Consider the following 17,188-nt stretch of genomic DNA (forward strand, 5'->3'; position numbering starts at 1 on the left):
GGTCTGCCCGAGGAGGGCCGAGACCTCGCCACCGCCAGGAACACGTGGCGGATCTGCTCGCCGAATTCGCCCCGCGCGCCGACGACTTCGGTGTGCACCTGGCGATCGAGCCGCTGCACTCGATGTTCTGCGCCGACCGGGCCGTCCACCAGGTCTGTGACCGGCCCCTGCCCCTGCCCGCCGACACCGACGGCCGTGCTCCCTCAGACCGGACGATCACTTGATGAGCCGTCCTGTGACCGACGGCGGCGAGGGCACCCTCGCCGCCGTCACGGCCGCCCACCCGGAACCCCCCTGCACGGGTGGGCGGCTGCTCCGACCCCGACGGCCGATCGCCGGCGGGGAGTGCACCTTCCTGCCGGACGGCACCGCCGTGGTCGAGCTTGCTTCCGCCAGCGGATGGGTCCACCGGCTCCGTCCGTACGCGCCTCTCCGGGGTCGCCCTTGGGCGGGCCCGTGGTGGCGTCCGCCGAGTGCGACGGACTCGTGTCTTTCTTTTCCTGATGCGCGAAAAACCACGTCCGGGACAGCGCCGACGCCGCCGAAGCGCTCGACGGCATCCGGGACCTGGCCCAGATCTTCCTCGACGGACGCCTCGTCGCCGTACCCGAACGCCGAGCAGGTGATCCCCGAGGGTGGCACAGAGCTGGAGATCCTCGTCGAGCCCTTCGGGCGGGTCGGCTACGGCCCCCACCTGGCCGACCGGAAGGGCCTGGTCGCCGGCGTACGCCTGGACCACCAGCACCTGTTCGGCTGGGACATCAGAGTGCTCCCGCTCGAGGACCTGACCGGTCTGACCGGCGCGGCGGCTGCCGGATCCGCCACGGAAACCGTCACGGGCCCCGCGTTCCACCGTGCCGTCGTCGGCCTGCCCGCGGCAGCCGATGCCTTCATCGCCGTCCTCGGCAGCGACCGCACCCTGGGTCTGGCTCAACGGTTTCCTCATCGGTCGCCTGAGGACCGAGAAGGGCTCCAGCACACCCTCTACGCCCCGGCCCCCCTCTGGGGGCCCGGGCGACAACGAGATCCTGCTCCTCGACCTCATGGGACCACCGAGCCGCTGTCCGTGGAACTGTGGTCGGAACCTGCTCTCAGGCCGATCGCGCCGGCTCCCCGGTACTGACGGATCAACCTCGGGTAAATCTCGAGGAAGGCGCCCGGCGGAGTCCAGTTCAGGCACCTTTTTGCTACCCCTAGAAGAAGCCGAGCCTCTTGGGCGAGTAGCTGACAAGAAGGTTCTTCGTCTGCTGGTAGTGGTCCAGCATCATCTTGTGGGTCTCCCGGCCCACCCCCGACTGCTTGTAGCCGCCGAAGGCCGCGTGGGCCGGGTAGGCGTGGTAGCAGTTCGTCCAGACGCGGCCCGCCTGGATCGCGCGGCCCGCGCGGTAGGCGGTGTTCGTGTCGCGGGTCCAGACGCCGGCGCCGAGGCCGTAGAGGGTGTCGTTGGCCGTACGGATCGCGTCGTCGAAGTCGGTGAAGGAGGTCACCGCCACCACCGGACCGAAGATCTCCTCCTGGAAGATCCGCATGCGGTTGTCGCCCTCGAAGACGGTCGGCTGCACGTAGTAGCCGCCCGCCAACTCGCCGCCGTGCTCGACGATCTGGCCGCCCGTCAGGATCTTCGCGCCCTCCTTCTGGCCGATCTCCAGGTAGGAGAGGATCTTGCGGAGCTGGTCGGCGGAGGCCTGGGCGCCGATCATCGTGTCCGTGTCCAGGGGGTGGCCCGGGACGATCTTCTCCGTGCGGGCGACCGCCGCTTCCATGAAGTCGGCGTAGTGGCCGCGCTGGACGAGGGCCCGCGAGGGGCAGGTACAGACCTCGCCCTGGTTGAGGGCGAACATCGTGAAGCCTTCGAGCGCCTTGTCGCGGAAGTCGTCGTCCGCCGCCCACACGTCGTCGAAGAAGATGTTGGGGGACTTGCCGCCGAGTTCGAGGGTGACCGGCTTCAGGTTCTCGGCGGCGTACCCCATGATGAGGCGGCCCGTCGTCGTCTCTCCCGTGAACGCGATCTTCGCCACCCGCGGGCTGGACGCCAGCGGCTTGCCGGCCTCCTCGCCGAAGCCGTTGACGACGTTCAGGACGCCCGGCGGCAGCAGGTCCGCGACCAGGCTCAGCCAGAAGTGCACCGAGGCCGGGGTCTGTTCGGCCGGCTTGAGGACCACCGCGTTGCCCGCCGCCAGCGCCGGGGCCAGCTTCCAGACCGCCATGAGGATCGGGAAGTTCCACGGGATGATCTGTGCGACGACGCCCAGCGGCTCGTGGAAGTGGTACGCCACGGTGTCGTCGTCGATCTCGCTCAGCGCGCCCTCCTGGGCCCGCAGCGCCCCCGCGAAGTAGCGGAAGTGGTCGATCGCGAGCGGGATGTCCGCGGCGAGAGTCTCCCGGACCGGCTTGCCGTTGTCCCACGTCTCGGCGACCGCCAGCGCCTCCAGGTTGCTCTCCATGCGGTCCGCGATCTTCAGCAGGACTGCCGCCCGCTCCGCCGGCGCCGTCCGCCCCCACGCCGGGGCCGCCGCGTGCGCCGCGTCGAGGGCGCGTTCCACGTCCTCGGCGGTGCCGCGCGCGACCTCCGTGAAGGGCCGGCCGTCGACCGGGCTGGGGTTCTCGAAGTAGCGCCCGCCCGCCGGGGCGACGTACTCGCCGCCGATCCAGTGGTCGTAGCGGGCCTGGTACGACATGAGCGCGCCCTCGGTGCCGGGTGCGGCGTAACGGGTCATCGGCATGGCCTCCCTCGACGCGCCGGCCGTCCCTGGCCGGCGCTCACGCCCGAGTGTGGTGACCCGAACGTTGCAAGCCCGTTGCACCGGCGGACAGTTCCGCCTCCAGGGAGTCGAGCCTCGCCCGTACGGGAGGAAGCTGGGGCGCCGGAACCGCCGCGCACAGCGCCCGCCACACCACCACGTCGTCCTCGCCCCACGCGCTGTACGCCCAGTCGGCGAGCAGCCCGGGATCGGCCCGGTCCACCAGCGCCGCCCGCAGCCGGTCCGCCAGCCGCTCCCGCAGCCGTACGACCCCGGGCGCGGTCGACGCAGGGAGCAGCGGGCCCGCGTAGTCCCCGGCCGCCGCCGCCACGGCCCCCGAGGCGAGCTTCCGGTCGACCGTCGCGAAGTCCGCGTCCACCGCCCCCGCGAGCCGGTACGGCCGCGACCGCAGTGCGTCCGCGCCGAGCAGCGCCCGCAGCCGGGACAGCTCCGCCCGCAGCGTCACCGGGGTGACCGACTCGTCCTCGTACAGGAGCGTGAGCAGCTCGTCGCCGCCCACCCCGTCCGGCCGGTGCGCGAGGACCACCAGGATCTCGCTGTGCCGGCGGCTCAGCCGCAGTCGCCGCCCGCCCACCGAGAGCACCGCCTCGTCCCGGCCGAGCGCCGACAGCCGGATACACCCCGGGTCCGGGGCCGGCCCGAGCAGGGCCAGCTGGGACTCGGCCGCGCGCGCCACCGCCTGCACGAAGCCGAGACTGTGCGGGTGCGCGAGCCGCTTCCCGCCCGTGATGTCGATCGCGCCGAGCACCCGCCCGCTGTACGGGTCGTGCACGGGGGCCGCGGCGCAGGTCCACGCCCGCACCGGACGCCGGAAGTGCTCGGCGGCGACGACCTGCACCGGCCGGTCCATGGCCAGCGCGGTGCCCGGCGCGTTCGTCCCGGCCGCCGCCTCCGACCAGCGGGCCCCGGCCACGAAGTTCATCCCCCGGGCCTTGCGCAGGGTCCCCGGATGCCCCTCGACCCACAGCATCCGCCCGGCCGCGTCGCAGACCGCGAGTAGATGCTCCCCGTCCGTCGCGTACGCCCCCATCAGCTCCCGGATCACCGGCATCGCCGCGGAGAGGGGATGTGCTTCGCGGTACGCGGCGAGCTCGTCCTCGTCCAGCTCCACCCGCGCCGAACCGTCGGGGCTCACGCGCGCGCGTACGGACCGCCGCCAGGACGCCGCCACCAGCGGGCGCGCCTCCCGGAGGGTCCGGTCGACGTCAGCGCTCCCGTCGTCGACGCCAGTGCTCCCGTCGTCGTCCGTGGAGGGCCGGTTCTCGTCCGCACGCGGGTGGGTTTCCGTGCCCCGGCGAGTCGCCCTGCCCCGGTCGGTGCCCCCGCACCGGTCCGCGTCTTCGTCCCGTTCCGTCCGTGGCTCCGCGGCCACCCACGCTTCGCTCAACTCGGCCTCCTCGTCGAGGTCGTTCCGGCCCGTCGCGGTCATCGTGGTGCGCCCGGCGGCCGCCGACAAGCTCCCTCGCACCTCGGCATGTGCACCCTGTCCGGGACCGGCCCCCGGCCCCTCACGTAGAGTGGTGCTCGGGCCGTGACTGGCGCTTGAGGTGGATCACCACCGGGGAGCGGCCCGGCGGTGCGTCCCCTGCGGCGCGACCGTGTCGATGCCGTGCGCCTGGGCGAACCACCGGTCAGAGACGACGCCCAGGAGTTGCCATGTCCACCAGCACCGCCATCCTCATGGACGGTACGGCCCTCGCCCGCCGCACGGTCGAGGAGACCGCCGCCCGCGCCGCCGAGATCACCCGCCGCACCGGCGTCACGCCGTGCCTCGCGACCGTCCTGGTCGGCGCGGACCCGGCCTCCGTCACGTACGTGAAGATGAAGCAGAACCGCTGCGCGAAGGCCGGAATCCGCTCCAAGCACGTCGAGCTGCCCGCGGAGACGACCACCGAGGAGCTCGTCGCCGCCATCACCGCCCTGTCCGAGGACCCCGAGGTCCACGGCATCCTGCTCCAGCACCCCGTCGGCCCGCACATCGACGAGCGCGCCGCCTTCGAGGCCATCGCCCCCGAGAAGGACGTCGACGGCGTCACCATGGCCTCCTTCGCCGCCATGGGCTTCGGCCTGCCCGGCTTCGTCTCCTGCACGCCCGGCGGCATCATGCGCCTCCTCGACGCGTACGACGTCCAGCTCAGCGGCAAGCGCGCGGTCGTCGTCGGCCGCAGCGCGATCCTGGGCAAGCCGGCCGGCCTGCTCCTCCTCGGCCGCGACGCCACCGTCACGTACTGCCACTCCCGCACCGAGGACCTCTCCTCGGTCGTCCGTGAGGCCGACATCCTCGTCGCCGCCGTCGGCAAGCCGAACTTCATCAAGGGCGAGGACATCAAGCCGGGCGCCGTCGTCATCGACGCCGGCTACAACCCGGGCAACGTCGGCGACGTCGACTTCGCGTCGGCCGCCGAGCGCGCCTCGCTCATCACCCCGGTCCCCGGCGGTGTCGGCCCCATGACCATCGCCGTGCTCCTCGCCCAGACGGTCGAGGGCGCGGAGCGTCAGCTCGGCCTGTAGTCGACGGTGACCGGGCGGCGGCGGTGACGGGGGAGCGGCGGTGGCGTGGGCGCCCGCGGTCTGCGATCGTCACGATTCTGTACGGGTCGGTCCCGGCGGCCGACGAAGGCTGGCCGCGCCGCCGCCGAACGGCGAACCTGGTCCCTGTGTCCCACCCGCCGACCGCCACGCCTCCGACCGAGCCGGACCGCCCGGGCCCGTCCGGTGAGAAAGACGCCCGTACGGGCACTGACGCGCCTCGGTCTGTGGAGCCGCGTTCTCTCGCCCCCTCGAGCCCGGCCCGCTCGTCACCAGGCCCCCTGCCACCGGTGGCGAGTCCGTCTGGCCCACGCGTTTCGTCCGGCTCGGCGCGGCCCGGCCGGGGCCGGAGGCGCGGCGCGCCCGTTGGTTCGGTGTGCCCCTCCTGCCCCTGCTCACGGCAGCCCTCGTGGCCGGTGCCTTCCTGACCGCCCGAAGCGGGGCGGAGGGTGGCGGACTCGCCGACGGCCGGCCGGGCGGCGGCCCGGTCGGCGCGCCGGCGCCGGTCGTCACCGGTGGGACGGGTTCGACCGCCGGGACGGCCGACACGCCGAGCGCGGGCACGCCCTCGAACCGCCCGGCCACGGGCGGCACGCGGACGGCGTCCGAGGACCGCTCGGGCCGCCCGCAGGGCAGTACGTCCGCGGAGCCGCCCCGGTCCGGGGCCACCGCACCCGCCCACGGCACGTCCCCGACCGGCGCCACCCCCTCCGGCCGCCCGACGGACGCCCCAGCACGCGAGAGCTCCGTCTCCTACGAGGCGCTGCGCGTCGGCGACTGCTTCGACATCGACCGCGACGCGCCCGGCACCGCCCTCCGGCGGCGCTGCGACACGCCGCACCACGCCGAACTCGTCGCCCGGCCCCGCCTGGTCGGCTCCTTCGCCACCGATCGGGCGGTACGCGACGCCGCCACCCTGCTCTGCCGCGAACCGCTCCGGCTCAAGGCAGCCCGGCAGCCGCTCGGCACGCGCTGGACGACCTTCGTCCAGTACCCGTACCTGACGAGTCATCTGCTCGGTGCGGACACCGTCGCCTGCAGCCTGGCCGTCCTCGGAGGCACGCTCAGCCACCGGCTTCAGTAGCCCCGGCGGCGAACGCCGTCGCCAGGGCCGCCGCCGGGTCCCGGTCCGGCGGACCGGCCGGGGACCAGCGGGCCCCGACCTTCAGGTACGGCCACCAGCGCCCGTCCTCGCCGAGCCGCAGCTGAGCCTCCGTGCCCACGGCCGTCCACCGCGCGCCGCCCGTGCGCCGCAGCGCGGGGCGGTCGTCGTCCCCCCAGGCCTCGGCGAGCCGGGCCCCGGCCCGTTCCAGTGCCCCGGCGTCCGGCGTCCACTCCTCGTCCAGTACGGCGAGGGCGGCGGCGCCGCCGAACCGCCACGCGCGCGTGGCCAGGTCCAGCTCCGCCCGCGACCTGCCCGAACCGGCGGCGAGCCGCGCGGCGATCCACGGAACGGGAGCGCCCGCCGCGAGCCGTACCGCGTCCTGAGCGACCGTCGGACGGGCGCCGGCCGGGGCCGTCGCGTCCCCGCCGCCCAGCAGCGCTCCGAGCAGCCGGTGCGCGCGTGCCGCCGCGTCCGCAGCGAGGAACTCGAGGGCCGCCGGGTCGACCCCCGGCTCCGGCGGGGTGTCCGTGTCCAGGGACGGCGACCGGCCGGGCGCGGCCGGGAGGACCGGAGGGGCGGGCAGCGGCGGTACGAGGAACCCCGCCGCGAACGCCTCCTCGGCCGACACGCCGGGCGTCCCGTCGACCTCTCCCGACCCGTCGGCCTCCTCCTCGCCGAGCGCGGACGGCACGGCGGCCCGTGCGGCACTGCGCGCCTGCAGCTGCTCCAGGAGGGTGCGCTCACCCCGCCCCCGCATCAGCAGGAGCACGAACGGGTCCTCGTCGAGCAGACGGGCGACCTGGTAGCAGAGCGCCGTCGTGTGCGGGCAGTGGTCCCAGGCCTCGCAGGCGCACTCCGCCTCCAGGTCCCCGATGCCCGGCAGGAGTTCGAGTCCGGCCGCCGCCGCGTCCTCCACCAGGTGCGGCGGCATCTCGCGGTCGAGGAGCGCGGCGATGTGGCCCGCACTGTCGACGGCGAGGTCGAGGAGCCGCTCCCACTGCTCCTCCGAGAACTCGCGCACCAGCACGTCGCTGCGGTACGCCGTGCCGTCACGGTCCTTGACCATCGCGGTGATCCGGCCGGGCCGCACCGAGACGGCGCCCACCGCTCCCGCGCGCGCGTGCCGGCGTCCCGCCTTGAGCTGCTGCAGGTCCAGCGCGCTGTCCTCCAGGGCCTTCAGCCACACCCGTCCCCACCAGGTGCGGGTGAACGCGCCGCCGTGCGCCGGCGGCAGCGCCTCGAACGTCCGCTCGTCGTCCCCGTACCCGTGGGCGGGGCCGTTCCCCTGTCCGTACCCGCTCATCGTCCGTCCCCTCGCAGTCGCACCAGCTCCGTCAGTTCGGCATCGGTCAGTTCGGTCAGCTCCGGCGGGGCGTCCCCGCCGGTGCCCAGGACGGTGTCCGCCAGCTCGCGCTTGCGGTCGAGCATCGCGGCGATCCGGTCCTCGATCGTGCCCTCGGCGATCAGCCGGTGGACCTGCACCGGCCGGTCCTGCCCGATGCGGTACGCGCGGTCGGTGGCCTGGGCCTCCACGGCCGGGTTCCACCAGCGGTCGTAGTGCACGACGTGCTCGGCGCGGGTCAGGTTGAGACCGGTCCCGGCGGCCTTCAGGGACAGGAGGAAGACCGGCACCTCCCCGCTCTGGAAGCGGGCGACCATGGCCTCGCGCTCGGCGACCGGTGTGCCGCCGTGCAGGAACCGGGTCCGCACGCCCCGCGCTTCGAGGTGCGCCTCCAGGAGCCGGGCCATCCCCACGTACTGGGTGAAGACCAGGGTGCACGCGCCCTCGGCGATGATCGTGTCGAGGAGTTCGTCGAGCAGCTCCAGCTTGCCCGAGCGGCCCCCGATCCTCGGCCGCTCCTCCTTGAGGTACTGGGCGGGGTGGTTGCAGATCTGCTTGAGGCCCGTCAGGAGCTTCACGACGAGCCCGCGGCGCTCCATGCCGTCGGCCTCGGCGATCGCCGCGAGCGTCTCCCGCACGACCGCCTCGTACAGACCGGTCTGCTCGGGCGTCAGGGAGACGGTCCGGTCGGTCTCGGTCTTCGGCGGCAGCTCGGGGGCGATGCCGGGGTCGGACTTGCGCCGGCGCAGCAGGAAGGGGCGTACGAGCGCGGCGAGCCGCTCGGCGGCGGCCGGGTCCTGCCCGCCCTCGACGGCGGCGGCGAACCGGGTCCGGAAGGCGCCCAGACCGCCGAGGAGCCCCGGCGTGGTCCAGTCGAGGATCGCCCACAGTTCGGAGAGGTTGTTCTCCACCGGCGTGCCGGACAGCGCCACGCGTGCGCGTGCCCCGATGGTCCGCAGCTGTCGGGCCGTCGCCGAGTACGGGTTCTTGACGTGCTGTGCCTCGTCCGCGACGACGAGCCCCCAGTTCCGGGCGGCGAGCCGCTCGGCGTCCAGCCGCATGGTGCCGTATGTGGTGAGCACGAAGCCGCCGTCGGCGAGGTCCTCCAGGTCACGAGCCGCGCCGTGGAAGCGGCGCACCGGCGTGCCGGGCGCGAACTTCTCGATCTCCCGCTGCCAGTTGCCCATGAGCGAGGTCGGGCAGACGACGAGGGTGGGGCCCGCGGACGCCGGGTCGGCCTGCCGGTGCAGGTGCAGGGCGATGACCGTGATCGTCTTGCCGAGTCCCATGTCGTCGGCGAGACAGCCGCCGAGGCCGAGGGAGGTCATCCGGTGGAGCCAGTCGAGTCCGCGGAGCTGGTAGTCGCGCAGGGTCGCGGCGAGCGCCGGGGGCTGTGCGATCTCCGGCCGGTCGCCCTCGGGTTCGGCGAGACGCTCCCGCAGCCGTTCCAACCAGCCCGTCGCGGCCACCTCGACGGTGCGTCCGTCGACCTCGGTGGTGCCGGTGAGGACGGCCGAGAGGGCGTCCACCGGGGTGACCTTGCGGTCCTGGTGGGCCCGGGCCCGGCGGACCTCGGTCGGATCGACGAGGACCCAGCGGTCGCGCAGCCGCACGAGCGGCCGTCCCGCCTCGGCGAGCCGGTCGAGTTCCGCGCGGGTGAGCTCGTGGTCGCCGACGGCGAAGCGCCAGTTGAAGGCGAGCAGGGAGTCCGCGGCGAGGAAGGAGGGCAGCGCGGACGCACGGGCGGCATCGGCCGGGTCCGAGGTGGCGTCGACGCCGTCACGGCGTCCGGAGGCTCCGGTACCGACGGCTGCCTGCGGGCCGATCACCGCGTGGGCGGTGAGCCGGTCGGCGAGTTCACGCGGCCAGTGGACCTGGACGCCCGAGGCCGCGAGGGCCTCGGCCGCAGGGCCCAGGAGCTCCCCGACCTCCTCGTCGGCGAGTTCGACGGTGTCGGGCACGGCCGCCGACAGGAGCGGGGACAGCGGGGGCCAGGCACGGGCGGCACGCCGGAGGGCGAGGAGGGCGTCCATCCGGGCTCGGGGGCCGAACGCGGCTCCGGCCCGGCCGGAGCCCGCCCACACCTCCGCCGCGTCCGCCACGAGGGTCGGGTCGGCGACACCGTGTAGCTGGAGCACCGCCCTGAAGGCGGGCGCCTCCCGTGCCTCTTGGGTGAAGCCGGGCAGTTCGAGGCGGAGCGAGAGCCGTACGCCCGCGTCGTGCACCGCCGCCACGTCGGCGGCCCACGCCCGCTGTTCGGGGACGGTCTGCGGCGCGTCGGCCGCGAAGGCCGGCCCGCCGGCCGCGAGCGGGGCCGCGGGAGTTCGGGGCAGCGTGTCGGCCACCGCGTCGGCGAAGGCACGCAGCAGCGCCTCGGGTTCGGGCAGCAGCATCGGCTCGTCGTCGGACAAGGGGACGGCGTGCGCGGCGGGCGGCATCGACGCCGCCAGCGTGCGGAGTTCGTCCAGCTCACCGGGGCCGAGCGGTCCGACGCGCCACGCGTCGTGGTCGGCGGGTGTGAGACCGGGCAGCAGCAGGCCGCGCGCGACGAGGTCCAGGGCGAAGAGGGACGCGGCACCCCAGAACGCGGCCGCAGGAGAGGCGGCGTTCGAGAACCGGGCACGCGCGAGGAACGGCAGGGCGTCCCGTACGGACAGGCTGCGGGCGGCGACGGTCACGAGCTGCAGCGAGTCGCCGTCGACGACCGTGATCGCGGTGTCGCCGAGGTGGCCGTCGTCGGCGTCGCGGACGTCCGGCAGGGGCTCGTCGTCGGGTGACCAGAAGGCGATCCGTCCGGCACGCGGCGGATCGGCGGGCAGGAAGACGGCGGAGTGGCGGGAGAGTTCGTCTGAGGGGGAGGGGTCCTGGGCGGGTTCGCGGGCCGAATCATCGGGTCCGTGCGAGAGCGACAACGCATTCCTCAAATTTGACTACCTGGAGACCGAATCGCCGAGGATACCCCACGAAGCCCCCCGACGCGCACCTCCTTCATGTGATCCATGACACAGGCATTCGGCTCTCCCGGAGGGTAGGGCTCGCCCCACCCCCGTCCCCCGGCGCACCCCCGGCCACGGACGGGTGGTGACGTCATGGCCCCGGACGATCACGGATCCGTACGTTCTCGGTAGGCGCCAAGCGACCCAGAACCGTCGGTGGAACCACCGCACCGACCGACAGAAACCGGAGCCCCCGTCATGCCCCAGGCCACCGTCCTGCCTCCGGCCGCCGCCCCCGCAGCGGCGCCCGCCCGCGCCAGGAGCGGCAGCGAGTTCACCCCGCTCCTGCGGACGGTCAGGGAACAGGGCCTCCTCGCGCACCGCCCCGGCTGGTACGCCCGCGGCATCGTCGTCAACCTCCTCGGCATCGCCGCCGTGGTGGCCGGGCTCGCCCTGATCGGGCCCTCCTGGTGGGCACTGCTCCTCGCCCTGCCCCTCGCCCTGTTCTCGGCGCGCGCCGCCTTCGTCGGCCACGACGCCGGCCACGCCCAGATCACGGCCGACCGCAAGGCGAGCCGGATCCTCCAGCTCGTCCATGCCAACCTCCTCCTCGGCATGAGCCGGGAGTGGTGGAACGACAAGCACAACCGCCACCACGCCAACCCCAACCACCTCGACAAGGACCCGGACGTCGCCGCCGACATCCTCGTCTTCGCCGAGCACCAGACGGCCGGCCGCACGGGCCTGCACGGGTTCCTCACCCGCCACCAGGCCTGGCTGTTCTTCCCGCTCACCACCCTGGAGGGCATCGCGCTCAAGGTGTACGGGATCCAGGCCCTGCTCGCGAAGGACGGCCCGTGCCGCACCCGGCGCGAGCGGCTCGTCGAAGGCGCCCTCCTCCTCGCTCACTTCGCCGGATACGCGACGCTGCTCCTCACGCTCCTGACGCCCGCCCAGGCCCTCGTCTTCGCCCTCGCCCACCAGATGCTCCTGGGCGTGCACCTCGGCATGGCGTTCGCGCCCAACCACAAGGGCATGGACCGGCCGGACGAGCACGCGGACGGCGACAGCTGGGGCCATCTGCGCCGCCAGGTGCTCACCTCGCGCAACATCCGGGGCGGCGCCCTCACGGACTGGTTCCTCGGCGGGCTCAACTACCAGGTCGAGCACCACCTGTTCCCGAGCATGCCGCGCCCGAACCTCCGACTGGCGCAGCCCGCCGTCAAGGCCCACTGCGCCGCGCTCGGCATCCCGTACACGGAGACCGGTTTCGTGGACTCGTACCGCCAGGCCCTCGGTCATCTGCACGAGGTGGGCGCACCGCTGCGCACCCAGGCCGCCGAGTAGGGTCGTACGCAGAGGCGCGATGTGATCATCGGTCCGGGTGGGGGCGGGGAGCCTCCGCCCAGACCGGCAGAGAAGGGGAGCTCTCACCATGAGCGGCGGTACCGTCACCACGGTCAGCAGCAACGGCACGTACTCGTTCACCAAGCCCAACCGGGAGGGCATCACCCTGCTCGCCGGGCTCGGCGTGGAGGGCGACGTCCACGCGGGCGTGACCGTGAAGCACCGGTCCCGCGTCGCACAGGACCCCACCCGGCCCAACCTCCGTCAGGTCCACCTGATCCACGCCGAGCTGTTCGACGAGGTCGCCGGCGCCGGCTTCGAGGTCGCCCCCGGCGACCTCGGCGAGAACGTCACCACCCGGGGGATCGACCTCCTCGCCCTGCCCACCGGCACGCTCCTCCACCTCGGCGCCGAGGCCGTCGTCGAGGTCACCGGACTGCGCAACCCCTGCGCGCAGATCGACAACTTCCGGCACGGGCTGCTCAAGCAGGTCCTCGGCCGGGACGAGAACGGTGAGATCGTGCGCAAGGCGGGCATCATGGGCGTCGTTCTCACCGGCGGTGAGGTGCGGCCCGGCGACCCGATCCGGGCCGAACTGCCGCCGGAGCCGCACCGCCCGCTGGAGAAGGTCTGAGCGTCTGGGGTTTCACCCCTCCAGAGCACAGGAGTTGACCACGTCACCGCTCGCGGGCCGCGCGATCGTACGGTCCGCGGGCGGCGCCGTACCCTCCTCGACCCAGCGCGTCAGGGCGTCGAACGCGGAGCGGTAGCAGGGCAGGATCGGCCGCAGGCGGTCCGGATACGTGTCGTACAGGCCGTCCGTGTGCGTCCCGTCCTGCACCGTGTAGTAGCGGTGCAGGACGCCCCGGCCCCGCGCGTCGATCATCCGGTCGTACACGTCGGAGTCCGTGGCGATCGGCAGCAGGGTGTCGAGATCGCCGTGGAGCGTGATGAGCGGCTTGCCGATCCGTCCGGTGAGCGCGACCTTCGCGACCGCGCGGTGCACGGACGCCGGCCGGGAGGCGTAGTCGTAGGCGGCGTCCGAGGCACAGGGCGCGAGGATCTGCTCCACGGTCCCGCCGGCCGTGGAGCCGGGGCAGGCCGGGTCGTACGCGGGGTCGAACTCGGCCCGGAACAGCTTCTGCGTCAGGCCCCAGTAGGCCTTCTCGTGGTACGGCCACAGGAAGCGAGAGCCGGGCGCGAAGCCCGCCGCGATCAGGTCGTCGTCGGTGGCCAGGCCCTGGGTCCTGGCCACCGTCACCGGCAGGCTCGTGAGGAGGTTGGGGCCGCGAGTCGTCCAGAGCACGCCCTCCCAGTCCACCCCGCCGTCGTACAGCTCGGGCCGGTTCTCCAGCTGCCAGCGCGTGAGATAGCCGGCGTTGGAGATGCCGGTCATGTACGTGCGCTCCGGCGCGTGGCCGTAGCGCTGCCGTACGACCTTCTTGGCGGCCCGCGTCAGCTCGGTCACGCGGCGGTTCCACTCGGCGACCGCGTCGCCCGGCTCCTTCCCGTCGGTGAAGAAGTCCGGGCCGGTGTTGCCCTTGTCGGTGGCGGCGTAGGCGAAGCCCCGGGCGAGCACCTGGTCGGAGATCAGCGCGTCCGTGGAGTACTGACGCCGGCTGCCGGGGGAGCCGGTGACGACGAGCCCGCCGTTCCAGTGGTCGGGCAGCCGTATGACGAACTGCGCGTCATGGGCCCAGCCGTGGGTGGCGTTGAGACGGGAGTCGTCGGGGAAGTAGCCGTCGATCTGGACGCCGGGCACTCCCGAGGGGTTCCGGGTCGCCTTCGCGGCGAGTCCCGCCTGGTCCACCATGTCGGTGTACGGGGTGCCGGCGAGCCCGGTGGTCGTCAGGTCGTCCAGACAGGCGGACTGCTGGCGCTCGGCACCGGGTACCTGGACCCGGTCCTGGCGCGCGCAGTGCGCGGCGGCCGGAGCTTCGGCCCCGGCGGGGCTCGCGGGGGCGAGGACGGTGACCCCGGTGAGGAGCGCGGCGAACAGGGGGACGCCTGGGAACAGGCGCATGATGAGCCTCCGGTGGGACGACGTGAAAGAGGTGCGGCGCCACATCGTGCGGCGCACCCCAGCCACCGGTCCATGGCTCGAAACCACACCTCCGTCCGTCGTCCTATGGGGAGTCGAGACAGGGCGTGAGAGGGAGCCCCTGAGGAGGGCTGAGATCCTCAGGAGGGACGTACGGCCATCGCGTCGAGTGCTTCGAGGAGAGCGGGCAGATGCGGCCCCCGTGTCACGGGCAGCACCTCGCGCGGCAGCTCGTCGAGGAGGACGAACGCCATGTCGTCGGCCTTGGCCACGAGCGACCAGCCGGGACCGTCGGCACGCAGCATCCCCGCGGCCGATCGCACCCGGCCGACCGGCGGAGGCTCCTCCAGATAGCCGCGCAGCTCGTGCAGGGCCTTCCTGACGCCGGTGTACGGGTCGGAGGGGGCGCCTCCGGCAACCGGGGCCTGAGCCTGCGGTGCGGGCGGCTTCGGGCTGTCGGCGCGCGTGGTTCCCGCGCCGGCGGCCGCCGTCGGCGCCGGCTGTCCGTCCGCGCCCTCGTCGCCCACCCTGGACCGCCAGACGTCCCACTGGAGGGCCACCTCGTCGGCCCCCAGCCGGCGCTGAACCGGTCCCCACTCGTCACCGGAGGGCGGGGTCAGCGGCGCGGGGTCGCCCTCCTCGGGCTCCGGGTCGTGCGGGGCCGGGACACCGGGGGCGACGGTCGCCACGGGGAGCGGCCAGCCCGGCAGCCCGGCCACCACGGAACGCTCGTCGGGGGACAGGTCGTAGGCCATGCCGCAGTCCCAGGAGGAGATGGCCACCGCGACGAGCGACACGTCGTCGACGACGACCGTCCAGCGGGCCCCCAGCCCGTCCTGGCCGAACACGAGCCCGTATCCCTCGGCGTACGGCTGCAGGCCCAGCGCGGCGCAGGCCGCCGGGTAGTCGTCCCCGAGCACGCTCGGGAAGTTCCCGGGCGTCAGCAGTGCCGCGGTCAACACAAAGAGCGCGTCGGCGTCGGCCTCGGCGATCGGGTCCGTCCCAGCCACGGCGTCCTCCCCATCTGGTCGTCGGCGCACCTTAACCAGTGGGTAACCCGTGCGTCGAGGGTCTCCGCCCCGGAACCTCGCCTCTTCGGGGAATGCCCGTCACGCGTCACCGGCCTGCCGGGTGGGTGACGGGGAGCGGAGGCCGAGCAGCGAGCGGGCCACGACGCTCGGGGACTGGTTCCGTTCCCGGGCGAGGGCGATCAGGGCCCGGCAGGCCAGTTCGTTCACCCCGAAGGACAGCATGCCGGGGGAGACCCGGCTCGCCGCCTCCTCCGCCCTGGCCGGATCGTCCTCGGCGCAGGCGGCGACGTACTCGGCCGCCGCCTCGAAGAGGTTGTGCCCCTGTCGTGGGCGCGGTGGTGCCGACGCGGCGGCTTCGGGGGCCTTGCGGCCGGAGGGGAGGAGTCTGCGAAGTCTTTCGGGAATGGATGCCACGGCCCGCCGCCTTTCCCGGGCACGACTGCCCGGCATGTCCACGGTAGACAGTGAAGTGCCGGTAAAGAAGGGGGCGTTGGCGTCAGGACTCGCGGACCGCGAGGGCCAGGTAGCGTGCGTCCTCGTCGACGTAGCTGACGAGCCGCCAGCCGGCCTCGGCGAGCAGGGGGCGCAGCCGGGGTTCGGCGCGCAGGTCGTCCGGCGTGATCTGCCGGCCGTGACGGGCCGCGAGGGCGGCGCGCCCGATCGGGTGGAAGAGAGCGAGGCGCCCTCCGGGCCGTACGACCCGGGCGAGTTCCCGCAGATCGGCGACGGGGTCCGCGAGGTGCGAGACGAGCCCGGCCCCGAACACGGCGTCGAGCGCGCCGTCGCGTACGGGAAGCCGGCCGACATCGGCGAGCAGCAGCGTCCCGCCGTCCTCGCCGCCGCGTCCGGCGTCGACGGCCCGCTCGATCATCTCGGGGGTGAGATCGGCGCCGATGACCGTGCCGGAGGGGCCGACGGCGGCGCGGAGCGGCGGGAGCGCCCGGCCGGTCCCGCAGCCGGCATCGAGCACGGCGTCGCCGGGGCGCAGGCCGACCTCGCCCACGGCTGCGGCGTACGCGGGGCCGTCGTCCGGGAAGCGGTTGTCCCAGTCGGCGGCGCGGGCGCCGAAGAACTCTCGTACCTGTGTGGGGTCATCACTCATGCGTTCATGATCTCGCACGATTCGACACACGGAGGGGTGAAAGTTCTGTGTGTCCGTTCGAGTCCGGTCTGATCGTTCGGGATCATCTCTCTGTCATATTCCAACAGCTTTCGAAATGCGCCCCCGGTGCGCCCCCCGATGCGCACTAGCGTCCCGGAGCCATGGGACACCTGGACCACGCCACCTTCGGCTGGCTGACACCCGTGCTGTCGTACGCGATGGCCTGCATCGGCGCCGCTCTCGGGCTGCGCTGCACCGTACGAGCGCTCGACGCGACCGGCCGGTCACGGCGCAACTGGCTGCTCACCGCCGCCTCCGCGATCGGCACCGGCATCTGGACGATGCACTTCGTGGCCATGCTCGGATTCGGCGTGACGGGCACCGACATCCGCTACGACGTTCCGCTCACGATCCTCAGCCTCGTCATGGCGATGGCCGTCGTCGGGGTCGGCGTCTTCGCCGTCGGCTACGGACGCGACCGGGTCCGTTCGCTCCTGATCGGGGGGCTGACCACGGGCGTCGGCGTGGCGAGCATGCACTACCTGGGCATGGCCGCACTCCGGCTCCACGGCCAGGTGCGGTACGACCCGCTCCTCGTCGGACTCTCCGTGCTGATCGCCGTCGTCGCCGCCACGGCGGCTCTCTGGGCAGCGCTCAACATCCACGCGCCCGTGGCCGTGGCCGTCGCCTCGCTCGTGATGGGCGCGGCCGTCACCAGCATGCACTACACGGGCATGTTCGCCGTGCGGATCGACGTCGTCCCCTCCGGCGCCCCCCTCCCGGGAGCCATGCTCATGCAGTTCATCTTCCCCCTCGCCGTCGGGCTCGGCTCGTACCTGTTCATCACCTCCGCCTTCGTCGCCCTCACCCCGACGGCCGGCGAACGCGCCGCGTACGCCTCGGCCGGACGCCTCGCCGAACCGGACGAGCGCGCGGTCGACGTCGCACCGCCCGGCTTCCGCACGGCGGCGAGCAGCACACCCACGACCTGAC

The 17,188-nt window shown here is 73.6% G+C and carries 15 protein-coding genes, 1 pseudogene and 1 riboswitch; of the genes and pseudogenes, 8 read left to right on the forward strand and 8 right to left on the reverse strand.

The window, feature by feature from the left end; translation table 11 throughout:
• Positions 1-44: 44 nt before the first annotated feature.
• From ACFYX3_RS29395 to ACFYX3_RS29405, 3 genes and pseudogenes are all read left to right on the forward strand, one after another.
• On the forward strand, positions 45-224 hold the full coding sequence (locus tag ACFYX3_RS29395) for a hypothetical protein (protein WP_389019509.1): 180 nt from the start codon (positions 45-47) through the stop codon (positions 222-224).
• A pseudogene (locus ACFYX3_RS29400) lies at positions 224-343 on the forward strand (hypothetical protein); the annotation flags it as partial. The gene ACFYX3_RS29395 and the pseudogene ACFYX3_RS29400, both read left to right, overlap by 1 nt.
• A 279-nt stretch (positions 344-622) precedes the next feature.
• Positions 623-1,123, forward strand: coding sequence for a hypothetical protein (locus ACFYX3_RS29405; RefSeq protein ID WP_389019768.1), 501 nt, complete (start codon positions 623-625; stop codon positions 1,121-1,123).
• Positions 1,124-1,193: 70 nt separating this feature from the next.
• On the opposite strand, the gene ACFYX3_RS29410 is transcribed toward ACFYX3_RS29405, so the two are convergent.
• Together ACFYX3_RS29410 and ACFYX3_RS29415 are read right to left on the reverse strand one after the other, a co-directional pair.
• Positions 1,194-2,717, reverse strand: coding sequence for an aldehyde dehydrogenase family protein (locus ACFYX3_RS29410; RefSeq protein WP_389019771.1), 1,524 nt, complete (start codon positions 2,715-2,717; stop codon positions 1,194-1,196).
• A gap of 43 nt (positions 2,718-2,760) precedes the next feature.
• The gene (locus ACFYX3_RS29415; RefSeq protein WP_389019774.1) at positions 2,761-4,191 is read right to left on the reverse strand and encodes a GAF domain-containing protein; all 1,431 of its coding nucleotides are present in this window, start codon (positions 4,189-4,191) and stop codon (positions 2,761-2,763) included.
• A 92-nt stretch (positions 4,192-4,283) separates the two neighbouring features.
• Positions 4,284-4,390: riboswitch (ZMP/ZTP riboswitch) on the forward strand.
• A gap of 28 nt (positions 4,391-4,418) precedes the next feature.
• Here ACFYX3_RS29415 and ACFYX3_RS29420 point away from each other — a divergent pair.
• The gene (locus tag ACFYX3_RS29420; protein WP_376590672.1) at positions 4,419-5,273 is read left to right on the forward strand and encodes a bifunctional 5,10-methylenetetrahydrofolate dehydrogenase/5,10-methenyltetrahydrofolate cyclohydrolase; all 855 of its coding nucleotides are present in this window, start codon (positions 4,419-4,421) and stop codon (positions 5,271-5,273) included.
• Between the two features lie 394 nt (positions 5,274-5,667).
• Positions 5,668-6,375, forward strand: coding sequence for a hypothetical protein (locus tag ACFYX3_RS29425; RefSeq protein ID WP_389019514.1), 708 nt, complete (start codon positions 5,668-5,670; stop codon positions 6,373-6,375).
• Here the strand turns inward: ACFYX3_RS29425 and ACFYX3_RS29430 are convergent.
• Both ACFYX3_RS29430 and ACFYX3_RS29435 read right to left on the reverse strand, forming a co-directional pair.
• Entirely contained in the window at positions 6,356-7,699 is a 1,344-nt protein-coding gene (locus tag ACFYX3_RS29430) for an SWF or SNF family helicase (protein WP_389019517.1), read from the reverse strand. The genes ACFYX3_RS29425 and ACFYX3_RS29430 overlap by 20 nt on opposite strands.
• Complete coding sequence (locus ACFYX3_RS29435) at positions 7,696-10,650, reverse strand: DEAD/DEAH box helicase (RefSeq protein ID WP_389019521.1); 2,955 nt, start codon at positions 10,648-10,650, stop codon at positions 7,696-7,698. Before ACFYX3_RS29435 ends, ACFYX3_RS29430 begins: the two co-directional genes overlap by 4 nt.
• A gap of 282 nt (positions 10,651-10,932) precedes the next feature.
• Here ACFYX3_RS29435 and ACFYX3_RS29440 point away from each other — a divergent pair, with 282 nt between their 5' ends.
• Together ACFYX3_RS29440 and ACFYX3_RS29445 are read left to right on the forward strand one after the other, a co-directional pair.
• Positions 10,933-12,021, forward strand: a complete 1,089-nt coding sequence (locus ACFYX3_RS29440; RefSeq protein WP_389019524.1) for a fatty acid desaturase family protein — start codon at positions 10,933-10,935, stop codon at positions 12,019-12,021.
• Positions 12,022-12,109: 88 nt separating this feature from the next.
• A complete protein-coding gene (locus tag ACFYX3_RS29445) occupies positions 12,110-12,655 on the forward strand; it encodes an MOSC domain-containing protein (RefSeq protein ID WP_389019527.1) in 546 nt (181 codons plus the stop codon).
• Positions 12,656-12,667: 12 nt separating this feature from the next.
• Here the strand turns inward: ACFYX3_RS29445 and ACFYX3_RS29450 are convergent, their stop codons facing one another.
• The 4 genes from ACFYX3_RS29450 to ACFYX3_RS29465 all read right to left on the reverse strand — a co-directional run bounded on the left by ACFYX3_RS29450 (position 12,668) and on the right by ACFYX3_RS29465 (position 16,195).
• Positions 12,668-14,044, reverse strand: coding sequence for a tannase/feruloyl esterase family alpha/beta hydrolase (locus ACFYX3_RS29450; protein ID WP_389019530.1), 1,377 nt, complete (start codon positions 14,042-14,044; stop codon positions 12,668-12,670).
• Positions 14,045-14,202: 158 nt separating this feature from the next.
• Positions 14,203-15,072 carry a hypothetical protein gene (locus ACFYX3_RS29455; RefSeq protein WP_376590659.1) on the reverse strand — a complete coding sequence of 290 codons (870 nt, stop codon included), beginning with the start codon at positions 15,070-15,072 and terminating at the stop codon, positions 14,203-14,205.
• A 99-nt stretch (positions 15,073-15,171) separates the two neighbouring features.
• On the reverse strand, positions 15,172-15,507 hold the full coding sequence (locus ACFYX3_RS29460) for a hypothetical protein (protein WP_389019535.1): 336 nt from the start codon (positions 15,505-15,507) through the stop codon (positions 15,172-15,174).
• Positions 15,508-15,589: 82 nt separating this feature from the next.
• The gene (locus tag ACFYX3_RS29465) at positions 15,590-16,195 is read right to left on the reverse strand and encodes a class I SAM-dependent methyltransferase (RefSeq protein ID WP_389019539.1); all 606 of its coding nucleotides are present in this window, start codon (positions 16,193-16,195) and stop codon (positions 15,590-15,592) included.
• A 161-nt stretch (positions 16,196-16,356) separates the two neighbouring features.
• Here ACFYX3_RS29465 and ACFYX3_RS29470 point away from each other — a divergent pair, with 161 nt between their 5' ends.
• A complete protein-coding gene (locus tag ACFYX3_RS29470) occupies positions 16,357-17,187 on the forward strand; it encodes an MHYT domain-containing protein (protein ID WP_376590654.1) in 831 nt (276 codons plus the stop codon).
• Position 17,188 lies beyond the last annotated feature (1 nt).

This window comes from Streptomyces sp. NPDC002463, from assembly GCF_042889835.1.
GTDB lineage: Bacteria > Actinomycetota > Actinomycetes > Streptomycetales > Streptomycetaceae > Streptomyces > Streptomyces nymphaeiformis.

What these genes read in the sequence shown, in the direction of transcription:
- ACFYX3_RS29440 (WP_389019524.1), top strand. Translation starts at nt 10,933, where the DNA reads ATGCCCCAGGCCACCGTCCTGCCTCCGGCCGCCGCCCCCGCAGCGGCG.
- ACFYX3_RS29415 (WP_389019774.1), bottom strand. Translation starts at nt 4,191, where the DNA reads ATGACCGCGACGGGCCGGAACGACCTCGACGAGGAGGCCGAGTTGAGC.
- ACFYX3_RS29450 (WP_389019530.1), bottom strand. Translation starts at nt 14,044, where the DNA reads ATGCGCCTGTTCCCAGGCGTCCCCCTGTTCGCCGCGCTCCTCACCGGG.
- ACFYX3_RS29470 (WP_376590654.1), top strand. Translation starts at nt 16,357, where the DNA reads ATGGGACACCTGGACCACGCCACCTTCGGCTGGCTGACACCCGTGCTG.
- ACFYX3_RS29410 (WP_389019771.1), bottom strand. Translation starts at nt 2,717, where the DNA reads ATGACCCGTTACGCCGCACCCGGCACCGAGGGCGCGCTCATGTCGTAC.
- ACFYX3_RS29420 (WP_376590672.1), top strand. Translation starts at nt 4,419, where the DNA reads ATGTCCACCAGCACCGCCATCCTCATGGACGGTACGGCCCTCGCCCGC.
- ACFYX3_RS29445 (WP_389019527.1), top strand. Translation starts at nt 12,110, where the DNA reads ATGAGCGGCGGTACCGTCACCACGGTCAGCAGCAACGGCACGTACTCG.
- ACFYX3_RS29465 (WP_389019539.1), bottom strand. Translation starts at nt 16,195, where the DNA reads ATGAGTGATGACCCCACACAGGTACGAGAGTTCTTCGGCGCCCGCGCC.
- ACFYX3_RS29430 (WP_389019517.1), bottom strand. Translation starts at nt 7,699, where the DNA reads ATGAGCGGGTACGGACAGGGGAACGGCCCCGCCCACGGGTACGGGGAC.